General features: G+C 73.7%; 18 protein-coding genes. 9 read left to right on the plus strand and 9 right to left on the minus strand.

The window, feature by feature from the left end; genetic code table 11:
* Position 1 precedes the first annotated feature (1 nt).
* The 3 genes from N555_RS0118950 to glnT are packed head-to-tail and all read right to left on the minus strand — an operon-like array spanning position 2 to position 2936.
* Entirely contained in the window at positions 2-676 is a 675-nt protein-coding gene (locus N555_RS0118950; RefSeq protein ID WP_029433067.1) for a protein glxC, read from the minus strand.
* Positions 673-1596: a class II glutamine amidotransferase domain-containing protein gene (locus N555_RS0118955; protein ID WP_029433068.1), complete on the minus strand. Its 924-nt coding sequence runs from the start codon at positions 1594-1596 to the stop codon at positions 673-675. The genes N555_RS0118950 and N555_RS0118955 overlap by 4 nt, the downstream gene beginning before the upstream one ends.
* Positions 1597-1610: 14 nt before the next feature.
* Positions 1611-2936 carry a type III glutamate--ammonia ligase gene (gene glnT / locus N555_RS0118960; RefSeq protein WP_029433069.1) on the minus strand — a complete coding sequence of 442 codons (1326 nt, stop codon included), beginning with the start codon at positions 2934-2936 and terminating at the stop codon, positions 1611-1613.
* 195 nt (positions 2937-3131) lie between these two features.
* Here glnT and N555_RS0118965 point away from each other — a divergent pair, with 195 nt between their 5' ends.
* From N555_RS0118965 to N555_RS0118975, 3 genes are read left to right on the plus strand one after another with little or no spacing between them, the layout of a single operon-like run.
* Positions 3132-4052 carry an alpha/beta hydrolase gene (locus N555_RS0118965; protein WP_029433070.1) on the plus strand — a complete coding sequence of 307 codons (921 nt, stop codon included), beginning with the start codon at positions 3132-3134 and terminating at the stop codon, positions 4050-4052.
* Positions 4052-5671 carry a flavin-containing monooxygenase gene (locus N555_RS0118970; RefSeq protein WP_029433071.1) on the plus strand — a complete coding sequence of 540 codons (1620 nt, stop codon included), beginning with the start codon at positions 4052-4054 and terminating at the stop codon, positions 5669-5671. Before N555_RS0118965 ends, N555_RS0118970 begins: the two co-directional genes overlap by 1 nt.
* Positions 5668-6399, plus strand: coding sequence for an SDR family NAD(P)-dependent oxidoreductase (locus N555_RS0118975; protein ID WP_029433072.1), 732 nt, complete (start codon positions 5668-5670; stop codon positions 6397-6399). Before N555_RS0118970 ends, N555_RS0118975 begins: the two co-directional genes overlap by 4 nt.
* A 118-nt stretch (positions 6400-6517) precedes the next feature.
* Here the strand turns inward: N555_RS0118975 and N555_RS0118980 are convergent, their stop codons facing one another.
* From N555_RS0118980 to N555_RS0119000, 5 genes are all read right to left on the minus strand, one after another.
* Positions 6518-7207 carry an RraA family protein gene (locus tag N555_RS0118980; protein WP_029433073.1) on the minus strand — a complete coding sequence of 230 codons (690 nt, stop codon included), beginning with the start codon at positions 7205-7207 and terminating at the stop codon, positions 6518-6520.
* The gene (locus tag N555_RS0118985) at positions 7204-7938 is read right to left on the minus strand and encodes a class II aldolase/adducin family protein (protein WP_029433074.1); all 735 of its coding nucleotides are present in this window, start codon (positions 7936-7938) and stop codon (positions 7204-7206) included. Before N555_RS0118985 ends, N555_RS0118980 begins: the two co-directional genes overlap by 4 nt.
* Positions 7939-7973: 35 nt before the next feature.
* Positions 7974-9170 (minus strand): amidohydrolase family protein, encoded by a 1197-nt coding sequence (locus N555_RS0118990; protein ID WP_029433075.1) that lies wholly within the window; start codon positions 9168-9170, stop codon positions 7974-7976.
* A gap of 107 nt (positions 9171-9277) precedes the next feature.
* Complete coding sequence (locus N555_RS0118995; RefSeq protein ID WP_051684243.1) at positions 9278-10735, minus strand: class I adenylate-forming enzyme family protein; 1458 nt, start codon at positions 10733-10735, stop codon at positions 9278-9280.
* Positions 10736-10972: 237 nt separating this feature from the next.
* Entirely contained in the window at positions 10973-11518 is a 546-nt protein-coding gene (locus N555_RS0119000; RefSeq protein ID WP_029433077.1) for a nuclear transport factor 2 family protein, read from the minus strand.
* Between the two features lie 136 nt (positions 11519-11654).
* On the opposite strand from N555_RS0119000, the gene N555_RS0119005 reads away from it, so the two are divergent.
* Together N555_RS0119005 and N555_RS0119010 are read left to right on the plus strand one after the other, a co-directional pair.
* Positions 11655-13199 carry an AMP-binding protein gene (locus tag N555_RS0119005; protein WP_029433078.1) on the plus strand — a complete coding sequence of 515 codons (1545 nt, stop codon included), beginning with the start codon at positions 11655-11657 and terminating at the stop codon, positions 13197-13199.
* Positions 13200-13236: 37 nt separating this feature from the next.
* Positions 13237-14148, plus strand: a complete 912-nt coding sequence (locus tag N555_RS0119010; protein WP_029433079.1) for an SDR family NAD(P)-dependent oxidoreductase — start codon at positions 13237-13239, stop codon at positions 14146-14148.
* 24 nt (positions 14149-14172) lie between these two features.
* Here N555_RS0119010 and N555_RS0119015 read toward each other — a convergent pair whose 3' ends face one another.
* Complete coding sequence (locus tag N555_RS0119015; protein WP_051684244.1) at positions 14173-14907, minus strand: enoyl-CoA hydratase/isomerase family protein; 735 nt, start codon at positions 14905-14907, stop codon at positions 14173-14175.
* Between the two features lie 106 nt (positions 14908-15013).
* Between N555_RS0119015 and N555_RS0119020 the strand changes: the two genes are divergently transcribed.
* From N555_RS0119020 to N555_RS0119035, 4 genes are read left to right on the plus strand one after another with little or no spacing between them, the layout of a single operon-like run.
* A complete protein-coding gene (locus N555_RS0119020; protein ID WP_051684245.1) occupies positions 15014-15856 on the plus strand; it encodes an SDR family NAD(P)-dependent oxidoreductase in 843 nt (280 codons plus the stop codon).
* 7 nt (positions 15857-15863) lie between these two features.
* Positions 15864-16739 (plus strand): FAD binding domain-containing protein, encoded by an 876-nt coding sequence (locus N555_RS0119025; RefSeq protein WP_029433082.1) that lies wholly within the window; start codon positions 15864-15866, stop codon positions 16737-16739.
* Complete coding sequence (locus N555_RS0119030; protein WP_197029084.1) at positions 16736-17272, plus strand: (2Fe-2S)-binding protein; 537 nt, start codon at positions 16736-16738, stop codon at positions 17270-17272. The genes N555_RS0119025 and N555_RS0119030 overlap by 4 nt, the downstream gene beginning before the upstream one ends.
* Complete coding sequence (locus N555_RS0119035) at positions 17269-19605, plus strand: xanthine dehydrogenase family protein molybdopterin-binding subunit (protein ID WP_029433084.1); 2337 nt, start codon at positions 17269-17271, stop codon at positions 19603-19605. Before N555_RS0119030 ends, N555_RS0119035 begins: the two co-directional genes overlap by 4 nt.
* Positions 19606-19613: the final 8 nt, after the last annotated feature.

Below are 19613 nucleotides of genomic sequence, written 5' to 3' on the forward strand. Positions count from 1 at the left end.
CTCAGTAGGTGTTGTCCGAGTGGAAGTGGTAGAGCGTCCGGGCCGACCCGTAGCGGGTGTAGTCCGCCGGGTCGTCGTCCTCGTAGCAGGCGGCCTTCAGCAGGCCGGCCAGCTCCTCGCGGTGCTCGGGGCGCATCTCCTTGGCCACGCAGTCCGCGCCGAGGCTCCGCACGCTGCCGCGCACGTAGAGGCGGGCCTCGTAGATCGAGTCGCCGAGCGCGTCACCGGCGTCCCCGCGGACGACGAGCCGGCCGCGCTGGGCCATGAAGGCGCTCATGTGGCCGATGGAGCCGCCCACCACGATGTCCAGGCCCTTGAGCGAGATGCCGCAGCGGGCCGCGGCGTCGCCGTCCACGACGAGCAGCCCACCGCGCCCGGTGGCGCCGGCCGACTGGGACGCGTTGCCGGTGACGTGCACCGTGCCGCTCATCATGTTCTCGGCGACCCCGGTGCCGGCGTTGCCCTCGATCGTCACGTCGGCCCGCTGGTTCATGCCCGCGGCGTAGTAGCCGACGTGGCCTCGGATCGTCACGGTCACCGGGGCGTCGAGGCCGACGGCGACGTTGTGCGCACCGCGCGGGTTCTCGACGACGTACTCCCCGGCGAGACCCTCGACGTGCAGCGCGGCGTTGACCTCGCGCAGCGGCGTGGTGGCCAGGTCGAAGGTGGTGCTCACGCGGCCACCTCCGCGGCCTGCGGCGACCGGGTCCAGGCGTAGACGACCTCGGGCTCGGGCTCCCAGATCCGGGCCCGCTCGACCCCCGGCAGGGAGGCCAGCGCCCGGTACTCGCTGGCCATCGCCACCCAGTCGTCGGTCTCGGCGATGACGGCGGGCTTGCAGGCGATGGCGTCGCGGACGACGGCGAAGGAGTCCCGGTTGGAGACCAGCAGCGTGTAGAAGCCGTCGAAGGTCGTGGTGAGGTCGGTGAGCGCGGTCGCGACATCCGCGCCGGCGGCCAGGGCGCGGGCCACGAAGCGGGCGCCGACCTCGGTGTCGTTCTCGGAGTCGAACTCGATGCCGGCCGCGCGCAGGTCGCGGCGGATCGTCGCGTGGTTGGCGAAGGACCCGTTGTGCACCAGGCACTGGTCGGGCCCGACCGCGTACGGGTGCGCGCCGGACGACGTCACGGCCGACTCGGTGGCCATGCGGGTGTGGCCCACCCCCTGCCACCCGGTGGCCTCGGCCAGACCCCACTGCTGCGCGAGCGCCCGCGGGGAGCCGACGCCCTTGAGGACGGCGACGTCGTTGCCGAACCCGCCGACGAGGACGTGCGGGTAGCAGGCCCGGGCGGCGGCCAGCAGGGCCTCGGGGGTTCCCGCGGCGCTGGCCAGCAGCACGTCGCCGACCGCGCGCGCCGACACCTCGGTGTGCAGCGCGGCGCCCAGGGCCGCGGCCACCTCGGCAGCCGGCGCCGCGAGGTCGACGAGGGAGATCGTGGCCAGGCCGGCCGGCGACCACCCGTCGTCGCCGTACACGGCGATGCCCGCGGAGTCGGCCCCGCGGTCCTCCATCTCGCAGAGCATCCCGGTGAGCAGCTCGCCCAGCCGGGCGTGGAGCTCGGGGTTGCGCAGGTGCAACCCGACGATCCCGCACATGTGGTGGTCCTCCCTCAGATCGCCGTCAGGTAGCGGTCGTGCTCCCAGGTGGAGACGGCCGAGTGGTAGGCGAAGAACTCGTCCTTCTTCAGCCCGGCGAAGTAGTCGGCGACGCCGGGGCCGACCGCGTCGAGGACGCCCTTGACGACGTCGTCGGCGTCGAACGCGTCGACCGCGTGCAGCAGGGTCGCGGGGAACGGCGTGCCGGGGCCGGTGCCCACGTCGCCGAGCGCGAGGCCGAGCGCGACGCCGTCCAGCCCGGCGCCGACCGCGGCCGCGATGGCCAGGTAGGGGTTGGCCGACCCGTCACCGCCGCGCAGCTCGATCCGCTGGTCGTCGGGGATGCGCACGTAGTGGGTGCGGTCGTTCCCGCCATAGGTCGGCAGGGTGGGCGCCCAGGTCGCCCCGCTGGCGCTCGAGGCCGACGACCCGGTGCGCTTGTAGGAGTTGACCGTCGGCGCGATCACCGCCTGCAGCGCGCAGGCGTGCTCGAGGAGGCCGGCGACGAAGCTGTACGCCGTCTTGGACAGGCCGAGCCCGATCGGGTCGGCGTCCTCCCCCGCCGGGAAGACGGCCGTCCCCGTGGCCGCGTCGCGCAGCGAGAGGTGCAGGTGCAGCCCCGAACCCGTCCGGTCGGCGAACGGCTTCGGCATGAAGGTCGCGATCATCCCGCGCTCGGCGGCCATCACGTTGAGCAGGTAGCGCAGGGTGACGACCCGGTCGGCCGTGGTCAGGGCGTCGGCGTACTCGAAGTTCTGCTCGAACTGCCCGTTGCCGTCCTCGTGGTCGTTGGCGTAGTTGCCCCAGCCGAGGCTGTTCATGGCGGTGCTGATGCCGGTGAGGTGGTCGTACATCCGGGTCACGCCGCGGGCGTCGTAGCAGGGCCGGTCGGCGGTGTCCTGCGCGTCGGCGGGCACGAGGGCGCCACTGCTGTCCCGGCGGAGCAGGAAGTACTCGACCTCGGCTCCGGCGAACGGCACGTAGCCGGCCGCGGCCGCCGCCGCGACGGCCGCCTTCAGGATGACCCGGGGCGCGTAGGGCCAGGGCTTCCCCTCGACGTGCGGGTCGCAGTGCACGAGCGCGAGCCCCTCCTTCACGAAGGGGATCGGGGTGAAGGAGGCGACGTCGGGGATCGCCATGAGGTCCGGGTCCCGGGGCTGCTGCCCGATCGCGCCGACGGCGTACCCGGCGAAGCCCACGCCCTCGGTCGCCAGCTGCTCGACTGCCTCGACCGGCACCAGCTTGGCGCACGGCTTGCCGGTGAGGTCGACGAACAGGGCCAGGATGAACTTCGTCCCGGCCTCCTCGGCCCGGACGGCCAACTCGCTCGGTCCAGCCATGCGGCACTCCTCGGTGATCACTGCTGGGAATCACTGTGTCACGACAGTGGACCGCAGCCGTGTTACGCACACCGCCGTGCCGCGTTTCGCGGAGGTAACCGGTGACCGTCGCGCTCCGGCTCTGTCCTGGCTATGTTTGTACTGATGGCGGGCCGCTGGTCGGCCCCGCGGGGACCTCGTCCGAGGAGACAGCGCATGACCCGATCCCTGGACCCCGAGTTGGCGCCGTTCGTGCCGCTGCTCCCCGACCTGGACGTCACCGACGCCGCCGCGGCGCGGGCGACGCTGGCGGCGATGCAGTCCGGCCGGCCGCCCTTCGCCCCGCCGCCCGGGGTGACCGTGGAGCGCCGGACCGTGCCGGGCACCGAGGTCCCCGTCGTGGTGTTCCGGCCGGACGCGGCCGGCCCGGCCCCGGCGCTGCTCTACGCGCACGGCGGCGGCTACGTGATGCACAGCGCGGAGACCGACCTCGCCTCGCCCGCGGGGCTCTGCGCGGAGGTCGGCGCGGTGGTGGCGTCGGTGGACTACCGGCTGGCGCCCGAGCACCGGTTCCCCGCGGCGTTCGACGACTGCTGGGCGGCCCTGTGCTGGCTGGCCGGGTCCGCAGCCGAGCTGGGCGTGGACCCGGCGCGGGTGGCCGTCGGCGGGGTCAGCGCGGGAGCCGGGCTGGCCGCGGCGCTCGCCCTGGCCGCGCGGGACCGCGGCGGACCGGCCGTGGCCTTCCAGCTGCTGGACATCCCGATGCTCGACGACCGGCTGGCGACGCCGTCCGTGCAGGCCTTCACCGACACCCCGCTGTGGGACCTGTCGAACGCCCGCACCGCCTGGCGGCACTACCTCGGGGACGGCTCGGCCACCCCCTACGCGGCGCCCGCCCGGTCCGACGACCTGGCCGGCCTGCCGCCGGCCTACCTCGCGGTGGCCGAGTTCGACCCGCTGCGCGACGAGGGCATCGAGTACGCCCAGCGGCTGATGGCGGCCGGGGTCCCGGTGGAGCTGCACGCCTTCCCCGGCACCTTCCACGGGTCGGCCGGGGCGTTCCCGCAGGCCGCGGTGTCCCGCCGCATGCGCGGCGAGCTGGTCGACGCGCTGCGCCGCGGGCTGGGTGTCGCGTGATGAGTACGGACGTCGACGTCGTCGTGATCGGCGCAGGCTTCGGTGGCATCTACGCGATCCACCGGCTGCGGGAGGCCGGGTTCGCGGTGCGTGCCTTCGAGGCAGGCAGCGACGTCGGCGGGGTGTGGTTCTGGAACCGCTACCCCGGCGCCCGCTGCGACGTGCCGAGCCTCAGCTACCAGTACTCCTTCTCCCCCGAGCTGGACCGCGACTGGAACTGGAGCGAGCGGTTCGCCACCCAACCGGAGATCCAGCGCTATGCCCGCTTCGTCGCCGAGCGGCTCGACGTCGTGGGTGCGATCACCTTCGACACCCGGGTGACCGCGGCGGCGTGGGACGAGGGGCTGACCGGCTGGCGGGTGACCACCTCCGCCGGCGAGACGGTGACCTGCCGCTTCCTGGTCTCGGCGGTCGGTGCCCTGTCCGCGGCGCAGACCCCGCCGTTCCCGGGCCTGGACTCGTTCGCCGGCCGGGCGCTGCACACCTCGCAGTGGCCGGACGAGGGCGTGGACCTGACCGGCAAGCGGGTCGCCGTCATCGGCACCGGATCCTCCGGCATCCAGGCCGTGCCCGAGATCGCCCGGTCGGCGGCGCACGTGACCGTCTTCCAGCGGACGGCGAACTTCAGCCTGCCCGCCCAGAACCGGCCGCTGTCGGACGACGAGCTGGCGCGGGCCAAGGCGGGGTACCCGGACCGGCGGGCGGCGACGTTCACCACCCGGGCCGGGCACGTCATCCCGACCACCGGCAAGCGGATCCTCGAGGTCTCCCCCGAGGAGCGCCGGGCCGAACTCGAGAAGGCCTGGGAGTTCGGCGGCAACGAGTTCCTCGCGACGTTCATCGACACCAGCAAGGACCTCGAGGCCAACGCGCTGCTGGCCGACTTCGTCCGCGACAAGATCCGCTCGATCGTCACGGATCCGGAGACCGCCGAGAAGCTCAGCCCGCGCGGGCACCCGATCGGCTCGAAGCGGATCTGCGTGGACACCGCCTACTACGAGACGTTCAACTCCCCGCACGTCGAGCTGGTCGACCTGCGCGACGAGACCATCGAGACGTTCACCCCGACCGGGCTGCGCACCACCGCCGGCGAGTACGCGTTTGACACCGTCGTCTTCGCCACCGGGTTCGACGCGCTCACCGGCGCGCTGACCCGGATCGACGTCCGCGGGGTCGGCGGCCGGTCACTCGCCGAGGAGTGGGCGCCGGGCGCGCAGACCTACCTCGGGCTCGCCGTCCCGGGCTTCCCGAACCTCTTCACGCTCACCGGGCCGGGCAGCCCGTCGGTGCTGGTCACGGTGGTGATCGCCATCGAGCAGCACGTCGACTGGGTGACCGACCACCTGGTGCACCTGTGCTCGGCCGGGCTGACGCGGACCGAGGCGGAGCCGGCCGCCCGCGACCAGTGGACCGAGGAGGTCCAGGCCGCGACGCAGCTGACGCTGCACCGGCACGCCCCGAGCTCCTGGTACCTCGGCACGAACGTGCCGGGCAAGCCGCGGCTGTTCCTGCCCTACGCCGGCGGGCTGGACGCCTACCGGCGGATCTGCGACGAGGTGGCCACCGACGGCTACCGCGGCTTCACCATGACCGGAGTGCGGGAAGAGGTGGCCTCGTGAGGCTGGACGGACGGCGGGTGCTGGTCACCGGGGCGGCCTCGGGCATGGGTGCGGCGATCGCGCGCCTGTTCGCCACCGAGGGCGCCCGGGTCGCGGTGCTCGACCGCGACGCCGACGGGGCGGCCCGGATCGCGGCAGAGGTCGGTGGCAGCGCGCACGCCGTCGACGTCTCCGACCCTGCGGCCGTCGGCCCGGCGGTGGCGGCCGCCGCCGCGGCGATGGGCGGCGTCGACGGCGTGGTGAACGCCGCCGGGATCCTGCTCGACCGCCCGGCCGCGGAGACGACACCGGCCGACGTCGCCCAGCTGGTCGGGGTGAACCTGGCCGGCCCGCTCTACGTCTGCCAGGCCGCGCTGCCCCATCTCCAGGCGGCCAGGCGCGCGACGATCGTGAACGTGGCCTCGATGGCGGCGCTGCGCCCCGTGGTGGGGATGGCCGTCTACTCCGCGACCAAGGCCGGGCTGCTGGCGATGAGCCACTCGCTGGCCTACGAGTGGGGGCCCGACATCCGGGTGAACACCGTCTGCCCGGGGATCATCCGCACGCCGATGACCGAGTACCTGTTCGACCCGGCGCACCCGGCCTACGAGACGATCCCCGGCCGGCACGCCCTCGGCCGGGCCGGCGAGCCCGAGGAGGTCGCGGCGGGGGTCCTGTTCCTCACCAGCGACGAGTCCTCGTTCATCTCCCGCACCGAGCTGGCGATCAACGGCGGCACCTACCGCTGACCCCACCGCGCCGCCGTCCCCATGCCGCGAGCCGGCACTGCCGTGGTGTGGACCCGACTGCCGCGCCACAGCGCGGCAGTCGGGTCCCTTCGGCGGCACCGCCGCGGGAGTCGGCGACCTATGGACGCCAGGCGGCGGCGATCTCGGCGGCGGAGGCCCCGCTGCGGGCGACCGCCATGACCCGCTGCTCGACCGCCTCGTGCGCGCGGATCGCCTCGGGCAGCCCGGCCGCCAGCTCCAGCGGGATCCGCGCCACGCCGTGCACGTCGGCGTGCAGCAGGTCGCCGTCAGCAACGCGCACCCCGCCGATCTCCACCGGCTCACCCACCGCGACGAGCTCGACGTGACCGCCCCCGACGTCGGCACCGGCGGCCCAGGTGGCGAACCCGGCAGCGGCCATCTCCGGCACGTCGCGGACCGGCCCGTTGGTGACGCCCGCGACCACGCCGGCGGCCAGGTTGATCGCCGCCCCGACGTCGCCCCAGATGCACACCGGCCCCTCCCACTCGCCGACGTTCTGCGCGACGAGGAAGCGCGGGGCCGGCAGGCCGGCCAGCTGGGCCTCCCCCGCCGCGGTCAGCGCCGCGGTCCGCGACGGGTCGGCCGGCGGGCCGCCGCGGCGGGTGCTGACCGTGCGGGTGGCCGCGAAGCCGACCCGGACGCCGAGCTCGGGCGAGGTGCAGCGGACGGCGGAGCGGCTCATCGTCTGCAGGTCGGCCGGGTCGACGCCCAGTCGCTTGAGCCCGTTGAGCGCCGCCGGCGTGCTGAACGTGGCGAGCTCGGCCAGCAGGGTGGCATCGACCGTCACGAGAGGAGGGTTGGTTCCCGGACGAGCTCGGCCCGGACGCTGGCCTCCCAGAAGCCCTTGAAGCGGTTGCCGTCGGCCTGGGCACTGCGCTCGAGGTACCAGTCCGGCAGGCGGGTGCCGGCGGTGCTGCCGCTGGCGCGGACCATCCAGGCGGTCCTGCAGCGCTGCTCGAGCGCGACCGCGCGCTGGTGCACAGCGCGGATGGTCGAGCCGAGGACGAAGACGCCGTGCCCGGCCAGCAGCGCGAGCTCGGCCTCGCCCATCGCCGCGACGGCCTTGGCTGCGGCCTGCGAGTTGTCGACCCCGCCGTCGTACTCGTCGACGAGGACCAGGTCCCCGCCACCGAGCGACGAGCTCTGGTCGTAGACCGGCGGGACCTCGCCCATGTCGGCCCAGACGGTGCCGAACTGGGAGTGGTTGTGCAGCGCGACCTGCACGCCGGGGCGGGCGCGGTGCAGCTCCAGGTGCAGCGGGATGCCCAGCGGCACCGGCCAGTCGCCCTCGACGAGGTTGCCCTCGAGATCGATCCGGATGACGTCCTGGGGTCGGAACTCCGCCCAGGTCAGCAGCCACGGATTGCACAGCAGGGTGCCGTCGCCGAGGTTGTAGGTGATGTGCCCGGCGAGGTGGTCGTTGTAGCCCTCGCGCCACAGGGTGCGGGCCAGCACCACGATCTCCTGCGCGGGCGTGAGCTCCGGGATCAGCTTGTCGGCGGTGGGGACGAACGACATCGGTCTCTCCTCGGTCGGCGCCGTCGGGGTGGGGGTCAGTCGAGCGGGAGGACGACGTCGGGCAGCGGGTGCCGGTAGAGGGCGGCCGCGTTCTGGCTGCACATCTTCCGCATCTCGGCGGCGGGGATGCCGGCCCAGGCCTTCTCGATCACGTCCTGCGTGTGCGGCCACGTGCCGTCACCGTGCGGGTAGTCGGTCTCCAGCATGATGTGGTCGACGCCGATGACGTCGCGCAGCGCGATCGTCGAGGGGTCGTCGATGGTGCAGAACCAGAAGTTGCGGCGCAGCACGTCGGCCGGTCGCTCGGCCCAGCCGCGGCCGTAGCCGGAGCGGTCGACGATGTTGTCCAGCCGGTCGACCAGCATCGGCACCCAGCCGATGCCGCCCTCGCTCATCGCGATCTTCAGGGTCGGGTAGTCGCGCGGGAAGCCCGACCAGAGCCACTCGCAGCAGGCACCCAGCGACATCTGGCCGAACAGGGTGGCGCCGAGCTCCAGGATCGGGGCGCCGGGCGGGAACGGGTGCATGCCGGAGCTGCCGACGTGCAGCGAGATCACCGTGTCGGTCTCCACGCACGCCCGGATGATCGGGTCCCAGTGGTCGCGGTCCCAGAGCGACGGCAGCCCGATCGCGTGCGGCCGCTCGGGGAAGGTCACCGAGGTGAAGCCGCGGGCGGCGTTGCGCTCGATCTCGCGCACGGCCTCGACCGGGTCGGCGAGGTAGGTGATGCCGCCGGGGATGATCCGCTCCGGGTAGGAGAGGTACCACTCGTTGTAGAGCCAGTCGTTCCACGCCCGGACGCAGGCGAGCCCGACCTCGGTGTCCTTGGCGGTGAAGAAGACGCGGCCGCTGAAGCCGGTGATCTGCGACGGGAAGTTCAGCATCGCCCAGATGCCGCCGGTGTCCATGTCCCGCACCCGGGCGTGCACGTCGTAGCAGCCGGCCCGCATCTGGTCGAGCCGGAAGGGCTCCATCGCGACCGTCTCGGGACGGCGTCCGGCGACGGCGTTCATGCCGACCTGCTTGAAGACCTTGCCCTCGAACTCCCAGACCAGGGCGCCGGTCTCGGTCTCCACCATCTGCGGGCCGCGGTCGACCAGGCCGGCCGGCAGCCAGGTCGAGAACAGGTGCGGCGGCTCGACGACGTGGTCGTCGACCGAGATCACCGTGTAGCGCACCTGCGCCGGCTCGGGCTCGGGGAGGAAGAGCTCGGGGTCCAGGGCGATCGTCATGAGGTGGTCTCCAAGGGGTGGAACGACCCCGCTGTGAGGCAGGGCACAGGCAGACTGAGGCTAGTTCAGTGCCGGACAGCAGGTCAACGCCGGATTGGAACGACGTTTCAGCTGGGCAGGAGGGCCGCGATCTCGGGACGGCGCAGCTTGCCCACCCCGGTCCGGGGCAGCGACGGCACGTGGTGGAACGCCACCGGGACCTTGTAGGGCACCAGGTGCTGGCGGCACAGCGCGACCAGCTCGTCGTCCGCCGCCGGGGGCACGCCCGGCGCGTCGACGACGAAGGCGACCGGGACCTCGCCCAGCCGCTCGTCGGGCGCGCCGACGACCGCGGCCTCGGCCACCGCCGGCGAGAGCTCCAGGACCTCCTCGACCTGCTCGGGGAAGACCTTGTTCCCGCCGCGGTTGATGAGGATCCCGGCGCGGCCCTCGATCCAGACGAAGCCGTCGTCGTCGACCCGGCCGAGGTCGCCGGTGTCCAGGTAGCCGTCGGCGTCGATCCGGGCCGAGAGCTGCTCGCCCGTCGCGTAGCCGGCCGCCATCCGCGCGCTCTTCACCCGCAGCGAGCCCACCTCGCCGGCCGGCAGCTCGCGGCCGTCGGGCCCGACGATCCGGATGGAGATCCCGGCGTGCGGCCGCCCCGCCGCGCCGACCTTCTCGGGGTGCTCCTTGGCGTCCGCGGCGGTCCAGCCGACGACCTCGCCGACCTCGGCCTGGCCGTAGCTGTTCAGCACGAAGACGCCGAACCGCTCGCGGAACAGGCGCGCCTGGGTGGGCGACAGCGGCGCGGTGATGCTGCGGACGTAGCGCAGCGGCGCCAGGCTCTCGACGTCGGAGGCGTTGAGCATCGCGATCGCGGCCGGCGGCAGGACGACGGAGCGGACGCCGAAGCGGGTGACCAGCTCGGCGAACCGGTCCGGGCGGAACCGCTCCATGATCACCAGCGGCGCACCGGCGCGGAGGCCGAAGAGCGAGTTGTAGATGCCGGAGTTCAGCGACAGCGAGACCGGGATGAGGTTCGGCGAGGGCTGCCGGGTCGGATCGGAGCCGCCGCCCCGCAGCGGGCCGAGGACCCGGTCGAGGAGCTCCAGGTAGCCGCTGTGGGTGTGCAGGATCGCCTTCGGCGGCCCGGTCGTGCCCGACGTCCAGGTGATGAAGGCCGTGCCGTCGTCGTAGCGGCGGTGCTCGCCGTCCAGGGTCCGGATGCGCACCGAGGCGCTGTCGGCTCCGGGGTCGATGATCGCGGCGGGGAGCGTCGCGGCGAGCGCGTGCTCGATCTCGGCCGGCGGCGAGGCCGGGTTGAGCGGCACGAACACCGCGTCGGCGGCCCAGATCGCCATCATCGCCAGGACACCCTCGGGCGCGTTGTCCAGCCGGACGGCGACGGCGTCCCCGGAGACCACGCCCAGCGCCCGCAGCTCCGCCGCCCACGCCCGGCAGGTCGCCCGGGCCTCACCGGCGGTGAGCGACCGGGAGGCGGTGAGCAGCAGCGGCTGGTCGTCGGCGGCCGGATGTCCCAGCAGGAGGGTGGCGAGGGAGCCCTCGGCCAGTCCGGCGGCCGTCACCGGCGCCCGCTCGGGTCGTCCCCGCGGACCGCCAACCGTCCCCGCATGCGGCGCTCTCCTGTCGGCGGTTGGCGACCTCAACGCGTCGCCGTCATCACTATCATTACAACTATAGCGCCCGCGTCGTCCGGGCGGAACCACGACGAACGACGGCGGGGCCGGTCACGGTCCGACCGTGACCGGCCCCGCGGTCTGGAGGCTGGTGCAGCTGGCGCCCGGCCGGCGGCCGGGCCCGGCTCACTGGGGCATGGAGGCGAAGTACTCCGCGGCGGTCTGCAGGCTGTCCAGCGGGACGGTGTAGCCCTGCTCGAGGCCGATGCGGGTGATCCGCCAGCCCTCGGGGGTGCGGCGGTAGGTGTTGCTGTACCGGGACATGCTGAAGGCCGCGTTCCCGTTGTTGTAGCCGGTCAGGATGATCAGGTTCGACTCCTGGACGGCGGTGTCGCCGGTGACCGTGACGCCGTAGTCCACGCCGGTCTGGAAGACGCGGGGCAGCAGCCCCTCGGTGCCGTGGTAGGGCTTGAAGTAGGCCAGCAGCGCCTCGCGGCCGGTGGGGCCCTCGCCCGGCTGGTGCAGGCCCTGGACCTCGATCGTCGCGTCGTCGGTGAGCAGGTCGATGCCCTCGAGCGTGCGGTGGGTCGGGATGCCGTTGAAGCCACCGGTGCAGGCGCGGTGCCAGCGGCGGAACACGTCGTTGATCTCGCGGACGTCCTCCAGCTCGCGGACCCGGCCCTCGAGGGCCTCCAGTCGCGCGATGAGGTCGGTGCTGGCGGGGGCGGTCATCGGTACTCCTCCACTACTGGGCCGCGTCCGCGGCGGTGCGAGCGGACGCTAACACCCGCCCAGGACCCCATCAATACAAAGATGGAGGTCCGACCGGGTGTCATGATGGGCGTCCACGACGTCGGGGAGGGCACCGGTGGCCGAGCACCCGTCCGGTCTGGCCGAGGTCGCCCGGCGGCACCCCGACCGCCCCGCCGTGGTCCGCGCCGACGGCGGGGTGCTGCGCTTCGCGGCCCTCGCGGCGCGGGTGAACGCGATCTCCCGCCACCTGCGCGCGCTGGGTCTCCGGACGGGGGACGCCGTCGCCGCGGTCGTGCCCAACGGCCCGGAGTACCTCGAGCTCGTGCTGGCCACGTCCCAGGTCGGGATGTACTTCGTGCCGGTCAACCGGCACCTGTCCGCACCCGAGGTGGCCTTCGTCGTCGGCGACAGCGGGGCGCGGGTACTGGTCGCCGGCGCCGGATCGGCGGCCGCCCTGCCCGCCGACGTCCTGCCGACGCACCGGTTCACGGTCGGCGGCACGGCCGCGGGCTGGCGGCCCTACGCGGAGCTCGGTGCCGGGCACCCCTCCGCCGAGCCGGAGGACCGCACCGCCGGGCAGGTCATGGCCTACACGTCGGGGACCACCGGCCGGCCCAAGGGCGTGCGCCGCGCGCTCCCCGGCGTACCGCCGGAAGCCGCCCTGACCCGTGGTCAGGCGCTCATCCGGCACTACGGCGCCCGGCCGGGCGAGGGCGTGCACCTCGTGTGCTCACCGCTGTACCACTCCGCGCCCGGGAGCCACGCCGTCGGGTTCCTCCAGCTCGGGCACACGGTGGTGCTCGAGGACTCCTTCGACGCGGAGACGTTCCTCCGCGACGTCGAGGAGCACCGGGTGTCGAGCACGCACATGGTCCCGACGCACTTCCACCGGCTGCTCGCGCTCCCGGAGGAGACCCGCCGCCGGTCCGACACCTCGAGCCTGCGGATCGTCGCCCACGCCGGCGCACCCTGCCCGGTCGAGGTCAAGCGCCGCATGCTCGCCTGGTGGGGACCGGTCCTGTGGGAGTACCTGGGGTCGACCGAGGGCGTGGCCACGCTGGTGTCGCCGCAGGAGTGGGCGGCGCGGCCCGGCACGGTGGGGCGGCCGCTGCCCGGGACCGTGGTGCGGGTCGTCCGGGACGACGGCACGGAGGCCGCGCCCGGCGAGCCCGGCACGATCTACTCCGGCGTCGAGGGGACGCCGCCGTCCTTCGAGTACCACGGCGACCCGGAGAAGACGGCGCGCAGCCGCCGCGGGGACCTCGTGACGGCCGGCGACTCCGGCTACGTGGACGACGACGGCTACGTCTTCGTGCTCGACCGCCGGACCGACCTGGTCATCACCGGCGGGGTCAACGTCTACCCCGCCGAGGTGGAGCAGCACCTGCTCACGCACCCGGCAGTGCGCGACGTCGCCGTGATCGGACTGCCCGATCCGGAGTGGGGGCAGTCGGTGGTGGCCGTCGTCCAGCCCGCGCCGGGGAGCGAGGGGGACGACGGCCTGCGCGCGGAGCTCGACTCCCACTGCCGCACCGGGCTCGCGGCGTTCAAGCGGCCGCGGCGGATCGAGTTCCTGGCCGACTTCCCGCGCACGGAGTCGGGCAAGCTGCAGCGGCGACGGATCCGCGATCTGTTCGACGGCGACGCCGCTCCCCGGTGAGCCGCCGGTGGCACGGCACACGACCAGGAGGACGGCAGTGGATCGGATCTGCGAGGGCCGCGTGGCCGTCGTCACCGGAGCAGGGCGCGGCCTCGGCCGCTCGCACGCCCTCGAGCTGGCCCGGCGCGGCGCCCGCGTCGTGGTCAACGACCTGGGCGGGGAGCCCGACGGCACCGGCAGCGACCCCGCGGTGGCCGAGGCCGTCGCCGAGGAGATCCGCGCGGCCGGTGGGGAGGCCGTCGCCAGCGGGCACGACGTGTCCGACTCCGAGGCCGCCCGGGAACGGGTCCAGCTGGCGGTCGACACCTTCGGCGGCCTCGACGTCCTGGTGGCCAACGCCGGGATCCTGCGCGACCGCACCCTGGCCGGGATGACCGACGAGGACTGGGACACCGTGGTGCGGGTGCACCTGCGCGGCACCTTCGCGCCGTCGCGCGCGGCGGCCGCCTACTGGCGGGACCGCGCCAAAGCCACCGGCGCCGGCGTCGACGGCCGGCTCATCTGCACGACCTCGCCGGTCGGGCTCTACGGCAACTTCGGCCAGACCAACTACATCGCGGCGAAGGGCGGGATCGCCTCGTTCACCCTCGGCGCCGCCCAGGAGCTCGCCCGCTACGGCGTCACGGCCAACACGATCGCGCCGACGGCGGCCACCCGGCTGGTCCTGGCGCTGATGACCGACGAACCGCCCCAGGAGTTCCTCGAGAAGTTCGACCCCGGCTTCGTCTCCCCCGTCGTCGCCTGGCTGGCCAGCCCGCAGAGCTCGGCGGTGACCGGGCGGGTGTTCGACGTCCGCGGCAACCGGGTCGCGCTGGTCGAGTCGTGGCGGGTCGGCGCCGAGATCCTGCGCGACGAGCCCTGGGACGCCGCGGACCTGGGCGACGTCGTCGCGGACCTCGTCGCGAAGGCGGCCCCCAACCCCGACATCAGCGGCTACGTGCACGACTGACCCCCCGGAGGAGATCCGTCGGCGTCACGCCGACGGATCTCCTCCACGCTCGGTCAGCGCCCGGAACTCCCGGGTCTCCGCGGCGTGCGCGTCGGCGAGCGAGCCGCGCATGGTCTCCGCCACCACCCGCTTGACCGCGGCGACCGCCCGCGGGTCGTTGGCCGCGATCTGCCCGGCGACCTCCAGCGCCCGCGCCAGCGCCGTCCCGTCGGGGACCACCTCGCTGACGAAGCCGCGGTCCCGCATCTCCACGGCCGAGAAGCGGGCGCCGGTCAGCAGCACCTGCATCGCCGCGGCGTACCCGATCTGCCGGGGCAGCCGGGCGACCGAGCCGCCACCGGCGATGAAGCCGTGCGTCACCTCCGGCAGCGCGAACACCGCCGACTCCCCCGCGATCCGGACGTCGGTGGCGCCGACCAGCTCCATCCCGGCCCCCATGCAGAAGCCCTCGACGGCGGCCACCACCGGGACGGCGAGGTCGGTGTCCCGGAGGACCGCCGCGTGCACCGCCGCCCACACCTCCCGGCCACCCTCCCGGCCCGCGGCCGCCCGGAGGTCGTCGGCGAAGCTCGCGAGGTCCGCGCCGGAGGAGAAGTCGGCCCCGCCGGTGACCACGCAGACCCGCGCCCCGCTGCCGGCGACCTCGTGCCAGGCGGCGGCCAGCTCGCGGAAGCCGGCGACCGTGAGGGCGTTGCGCCGCTCCGGCCGGTGCAGGGTCACCTGGATGACGCCGGGCAGCGGCCGGCTCGTCTCGATCACCCGCAGATGAGATCACCGAAGGGATAGTGATCACTATCCATCCTCGCTAAGTTTGTCAGGACAGCGTCGTCGTGCCGCATGAGCGGCTGAGCAAGAGGAGACCTCGGTGGACGAGTTCAGCGGGAGGACCGCCGTCGTCACGGGCGGCGCCGCCGGGATCGGGCGGGCCGTCGGCCGGCGCCTGGCCCGCGAGGGCATGAAGGTGGTGCTCGCCGACCGCGACGCCGAGGCGCTCGAGGCCACCGTCGGCGAGCTCCGCGCCGAGGGCGCTGAGGTCACCGGGGTGCCGACCGACGTGTCGAAGCCCGAGGAGAACCAGCGGCTGGCCGACGCGGCGTTCGACGCCTACGGCGCCGTGCACCTGCTGCACCTGAACGCCGGCATCGGCGGCACGGTGCCGCTGCTGGACCCCGACCCGGCGGTCTGGCAGCGCGTCGTCGGCGTGAACCTGCTGGGCGTCGTCTACGGGATCAAGGCGTTCGGGGCGCGGATGGTCGAGTCCGGCGAGGAGGGCGTGATCATCGCGACCAGCTCCGGCGCCGGGGCCGAGGGCACCTCGTACCAGTCCGGCCCCTACGCCGCGACGAAGAACGCCGTCGTGTCGGTGGTCGAGAGCCTGTACGGCGAGCTCCGCGACCGGAAGGCGAACGTCCGCGCGGCGCTGCTCTTCCCGCCGCTGACCGAGAGCAGCATGGGCAACCCCCGGGTCGAGCAGTGGTTGCGCGACAACGGCGTCCCGACCACGCTCATGCAGCCCGAGGACGTCGCCGAGCTGCTGCTCGACGGGGTGAAGCGCGGGCGCTTCTACATCCGCATCAACGAGACGGAGAACGACACGTTGTTCGACGGTCGGCTCGACCAGGCGTTCTTCGAGTGGAACGAACGCGTCACCCGCGGCCGCGCCGAGGCGCAGATCGCCGACACCGCCCCGGACGGCCACCTGTGGTGACCCGCCGGTGAAGCCCGCTGCGTTCGAGCACCACGCCGCCGGCTCGGTCGAGGAGGCGGTCTCCCTCCTCGCCGAGCTCGCCGACGAGGACGTCAAGGTGCTCGCCGGCGGCCAGAGCCTGGTGCCGCTGCTGGCCCTGCGGCTGGCCAGCGTCGGGCACCTGGTCGACGTCAACGGCGTCGCCGAGCTCACCTCGATCTCCAACGGCGACGGCCTGCGCTTCGGTGCCGTCGTCCGCCACCGGCAGGTGGAGCGCTCGCCCGAGGTGGCGGCCGCCAACCCGCTGCTGGCCGCCGCGGTGCGGCGGATCGGGCACACCGCGATCCGCAACCGCGGCACGATCGGCGGCACGGTGGCGCACGCGGACCCGGCCGCGGAGATCCCCGCGGTGCTCGCCCTGCTCGACGGGTCGGTGGAGGTCCGCGGGGTCGACGGCACGCGCAGCATCGCCGCGGCGGAGCTGTTCGACGGCTACTTCACGACCACGCTGGAGCCGGAGGAGCTGCTGACGTCGGTGCACGTGCCGGCGCTGCCGGCCGGCACCGGCTGGTCGGTGCAGCAGTTCAGCCGGCGCAGCGGCGACTACGGGATCGTCACGGTCCTCGCGACGCTGGCACGGGACGGCGACGGTCGGATCTCCGCGGCCCGGGTCGCCTACGCCGGCGTCGACGCGGTGCCGCTGCGCTCGTCGGTCGCCGAGACCGCACTGGTCGGGCAGACCGCGTCGCCGGAGCTGTGGACGGCGGTCGGGCACGACGCCGCCGCCGTCCTCGAGCCGTCCAGCGACCTCAACGGCTCGGCGGAGTACCGGCGGCACCTCGCCGCCACGCTCACCGCCCGGGCCCTGCAGCAGGCATCCGAGCGAGCGGGGGGACGGGCATGAGCGAGCGGACCGTGCAGGTGACGGTGAACGGGGTGCCGCACGAGGCGAGCGTCGAGGCGCGGCGCACCCTCACCGACTTCATCCGCGAGGACCTGAGGCTCACCGGCACCCACGTGGGCTGCGAGCACGGCGTCTGCGGCGCGTGCACCGTGCTGCTGGACGGCGAGGCGGTGCGCGCCTGCCTGCTGCTGGCGGTGCAGGTCGACGGGCGGGAGATCCGCACCATCGAGGGTCTGGCCACCGGCGAGCAGCTGCACCCCCTGCAGGAGGCGCTGCGCGACTGCCACAGCTTCCAGTGCGGGTTCTGCACGCCGGGGTTCGTGATGACGGCGGTGGCGCTGCTCGAGGAGGGGGCGACGCCGAACGAGGAGGAGCTCCGCGAGGAGCTGTCGGGGAACCTGTGCCGCTGCACCGGCTACCAGTCGATCGTGGCCGGCGTGGCCGAGGCGGTCCAGCGCGTGAACGGCTCCGGCGGCACCGCCGGCAGCAGTGTCGGCAGTGATGCCCAGCGGGTCGAGGAGATCTCCCGATGAGGATGGTCGGAGCCAAGGTCCGCCGCGTGGAGGACCGCCGGATCCTGACCGGCAACGGCCACTACGTGGACGACCTGCAGCTGCCCCGGATGGTGCACGCGGCGTTCCTGCGCAGCCCGATCGCGCACGGCCGGATCACCCACCTGGACGTCGCCGACGCCCTGGCGCTGCCCGGCGTGCACGCGGTCTACACCGGCGCGGACATGCAGGAGCTGTGCAAGCCGATCCGCAGCCCGCTGGCCCAGGGCGCGGTCCCCGAGGTGTTCCCCCTGGTCACCGACACGGTCCGCTTCGTGGGCGACCTGGTCGCGATGGTCGTCGCCGACTCGCGGTACCTGGCCGAGGACGCCGTCGGGATGATCGACGTCGAGTACGACCAGCTGCCGGTGGTCATCGACTACGAGACGGCGCTGGACCCGTCGGTGCCGCCGCTGTTCGCCGATCTGGAGAGCAACGTCATCCACACGGCGACCAAGGAGGCCGGCGACGTCGACGCCGCGTTCGCCGAGGCCGACCGGGTGATCGAGGTGGAGTTCAGCCAGCACCGGATCGCGAACGTGCCGATCGAGACCCGGGGCCTGGTGGCCGACTACGACCGGGGCTCCGGCGAGCTGACCGTGCACGCCGCGACCCAGTCGCCGCAGGGCCTGCGGCTGCAGCTGGCCCAGACGCTGGACCAGCCCATGGACCGGCTCCGGGTACTGACCCAGGACGTCGGCGGCGCCTTCGGGCTCAAGGGCAACATCTTCCGCGAGGACTTCTGCGTGCCGATCGCCAGCCGGCAGCTCGGCCGGCCGGTGAAGTGGATCGAGGACCGCAACGAGCACCTCATGGCCTCCGGCCATGCCCGCGAGGAGCGGATCACCGCGCAGGTGGCGGTCACCGAGGCCGGCGACATCCTCGGGCTGAAGGCGGCCCTGGACATGGACGCCGGCGCCTACCCCGGTCTGCCGTTCTCCGCGGTGGCGTTCACCGGGGTCATCTCGCTGCTGATGCCCGGCCCGTACAAGATCAAGGGCTACCGCTGCGACAGCCGCGTCGTCGCCACCAACAAGGCGACCTACGTGGCCTACCGCGGCCCGTGGGCCATGGAGACCTGGACCCGCGAGCGGCTGATCGACATGGTCGCCACCGAGCTCGGGCTGGACCCGGCCGAGGTGCGCCGGCGCAACCTGTTCGAGGGTGCTCCCGAGGACCGGCTGATCACCGGCCCGACGCTGGCCGGCATCACCACCCGCGAGTGCCTGGACAAGGCCCTCGAGCGGATCGACTACGCCGGTTTCCGCAAGGAGCAGGAGGCGGCCCGCGCCGAGGGCCGCTACCTCGGCATCGGGATGGCCGCGTTCATCGAGAACGCGCCCGGCCCCAAGGAGATGCGCCCGGGCGGCGGCTTCACCGGCGGCGAGACGGCGAAGGTGCGGCTGGAGATGGACGGCCGGCTGACCGTCATCACCGCGCAGTCGCCGCACGGGCAGGGGCACGAGACGACGCTGGCCCAGCTCGCCGCCGACGAGATGGGCGTGCCCTTCGACTCCGTCCGGGTCGTGCACGGCGACACCCGGCTCACCCCGTTCAACATCATCGGCACCGGCGGCAGCCGCGCCGCGACGTGGGGCAGCGGCGCGACGATGGTCGCGACCAGGAAGCTGCGCGAGAAGGTGCTGGCGATCGCCGCGGGGCAGCTGGAGATCGACCCGGCCGACCTGCAGATCGTCGACGGCGTGGTGAGCCCCAAGGGCGTGCCCGGCAAGGACATCCCGCTGGCCCGGCTCGCCGGGCAGATGACGCTCATGCCGCAGACCGCCCCTCCCGGCACCGACCCGAACCTGATGGCCGAGGAGCGGTTCACCGGCGAGGAGACCACCGGCAGCGGCTGGTCCGGCGGCGTGCACGCCTGCATCGTCGAGGTCGACCTCGGCACCGGCGGGGTGCGGATCAACCGCTGGGTCGTCGTCGAGGACTGCGGCCGGATCATCAACCCGGCGATCGTCGACGGGCAGATCCGGGGCGGCGTCGCGCAGGGCATCGGCCAGGTCCTGTACGAGCGGATCCCCTACGACGCCGAGGGCACGTTCATGGCGGGCACGTTCATGGACTACCTGCTGCCCACCTCGGCGGAGATCCCGGCCATCGAGATCGTCCACATCGAGGCGCCGGACGACGACGGTGTCGGGTTCCGGGGTGTCGGCGAGGGGGGCATGATCGTCGCCCCCGCGACCCTGACCAACGCGATCTCCGACGCGCTCGCGCCGTTCGGGGCGAAGGTCACCGAGCAGTACCTGCCGCCGTCCGAGGTGCTCCGCCTCGCCGGCGTCGTCCCCGCCGGGGCCTGACCTCGGGA

The sequence above is a fragment of the Blastococcus sp. URHD0036 genome, from assembly GCF_000701365.1.
In the GTDB taxonomy this organism is placed as follows: Bacteria; Actinomycetota; Actinomycetes; order Mycobacteriales; family Geodermatophilaceae; genus Trujillonella.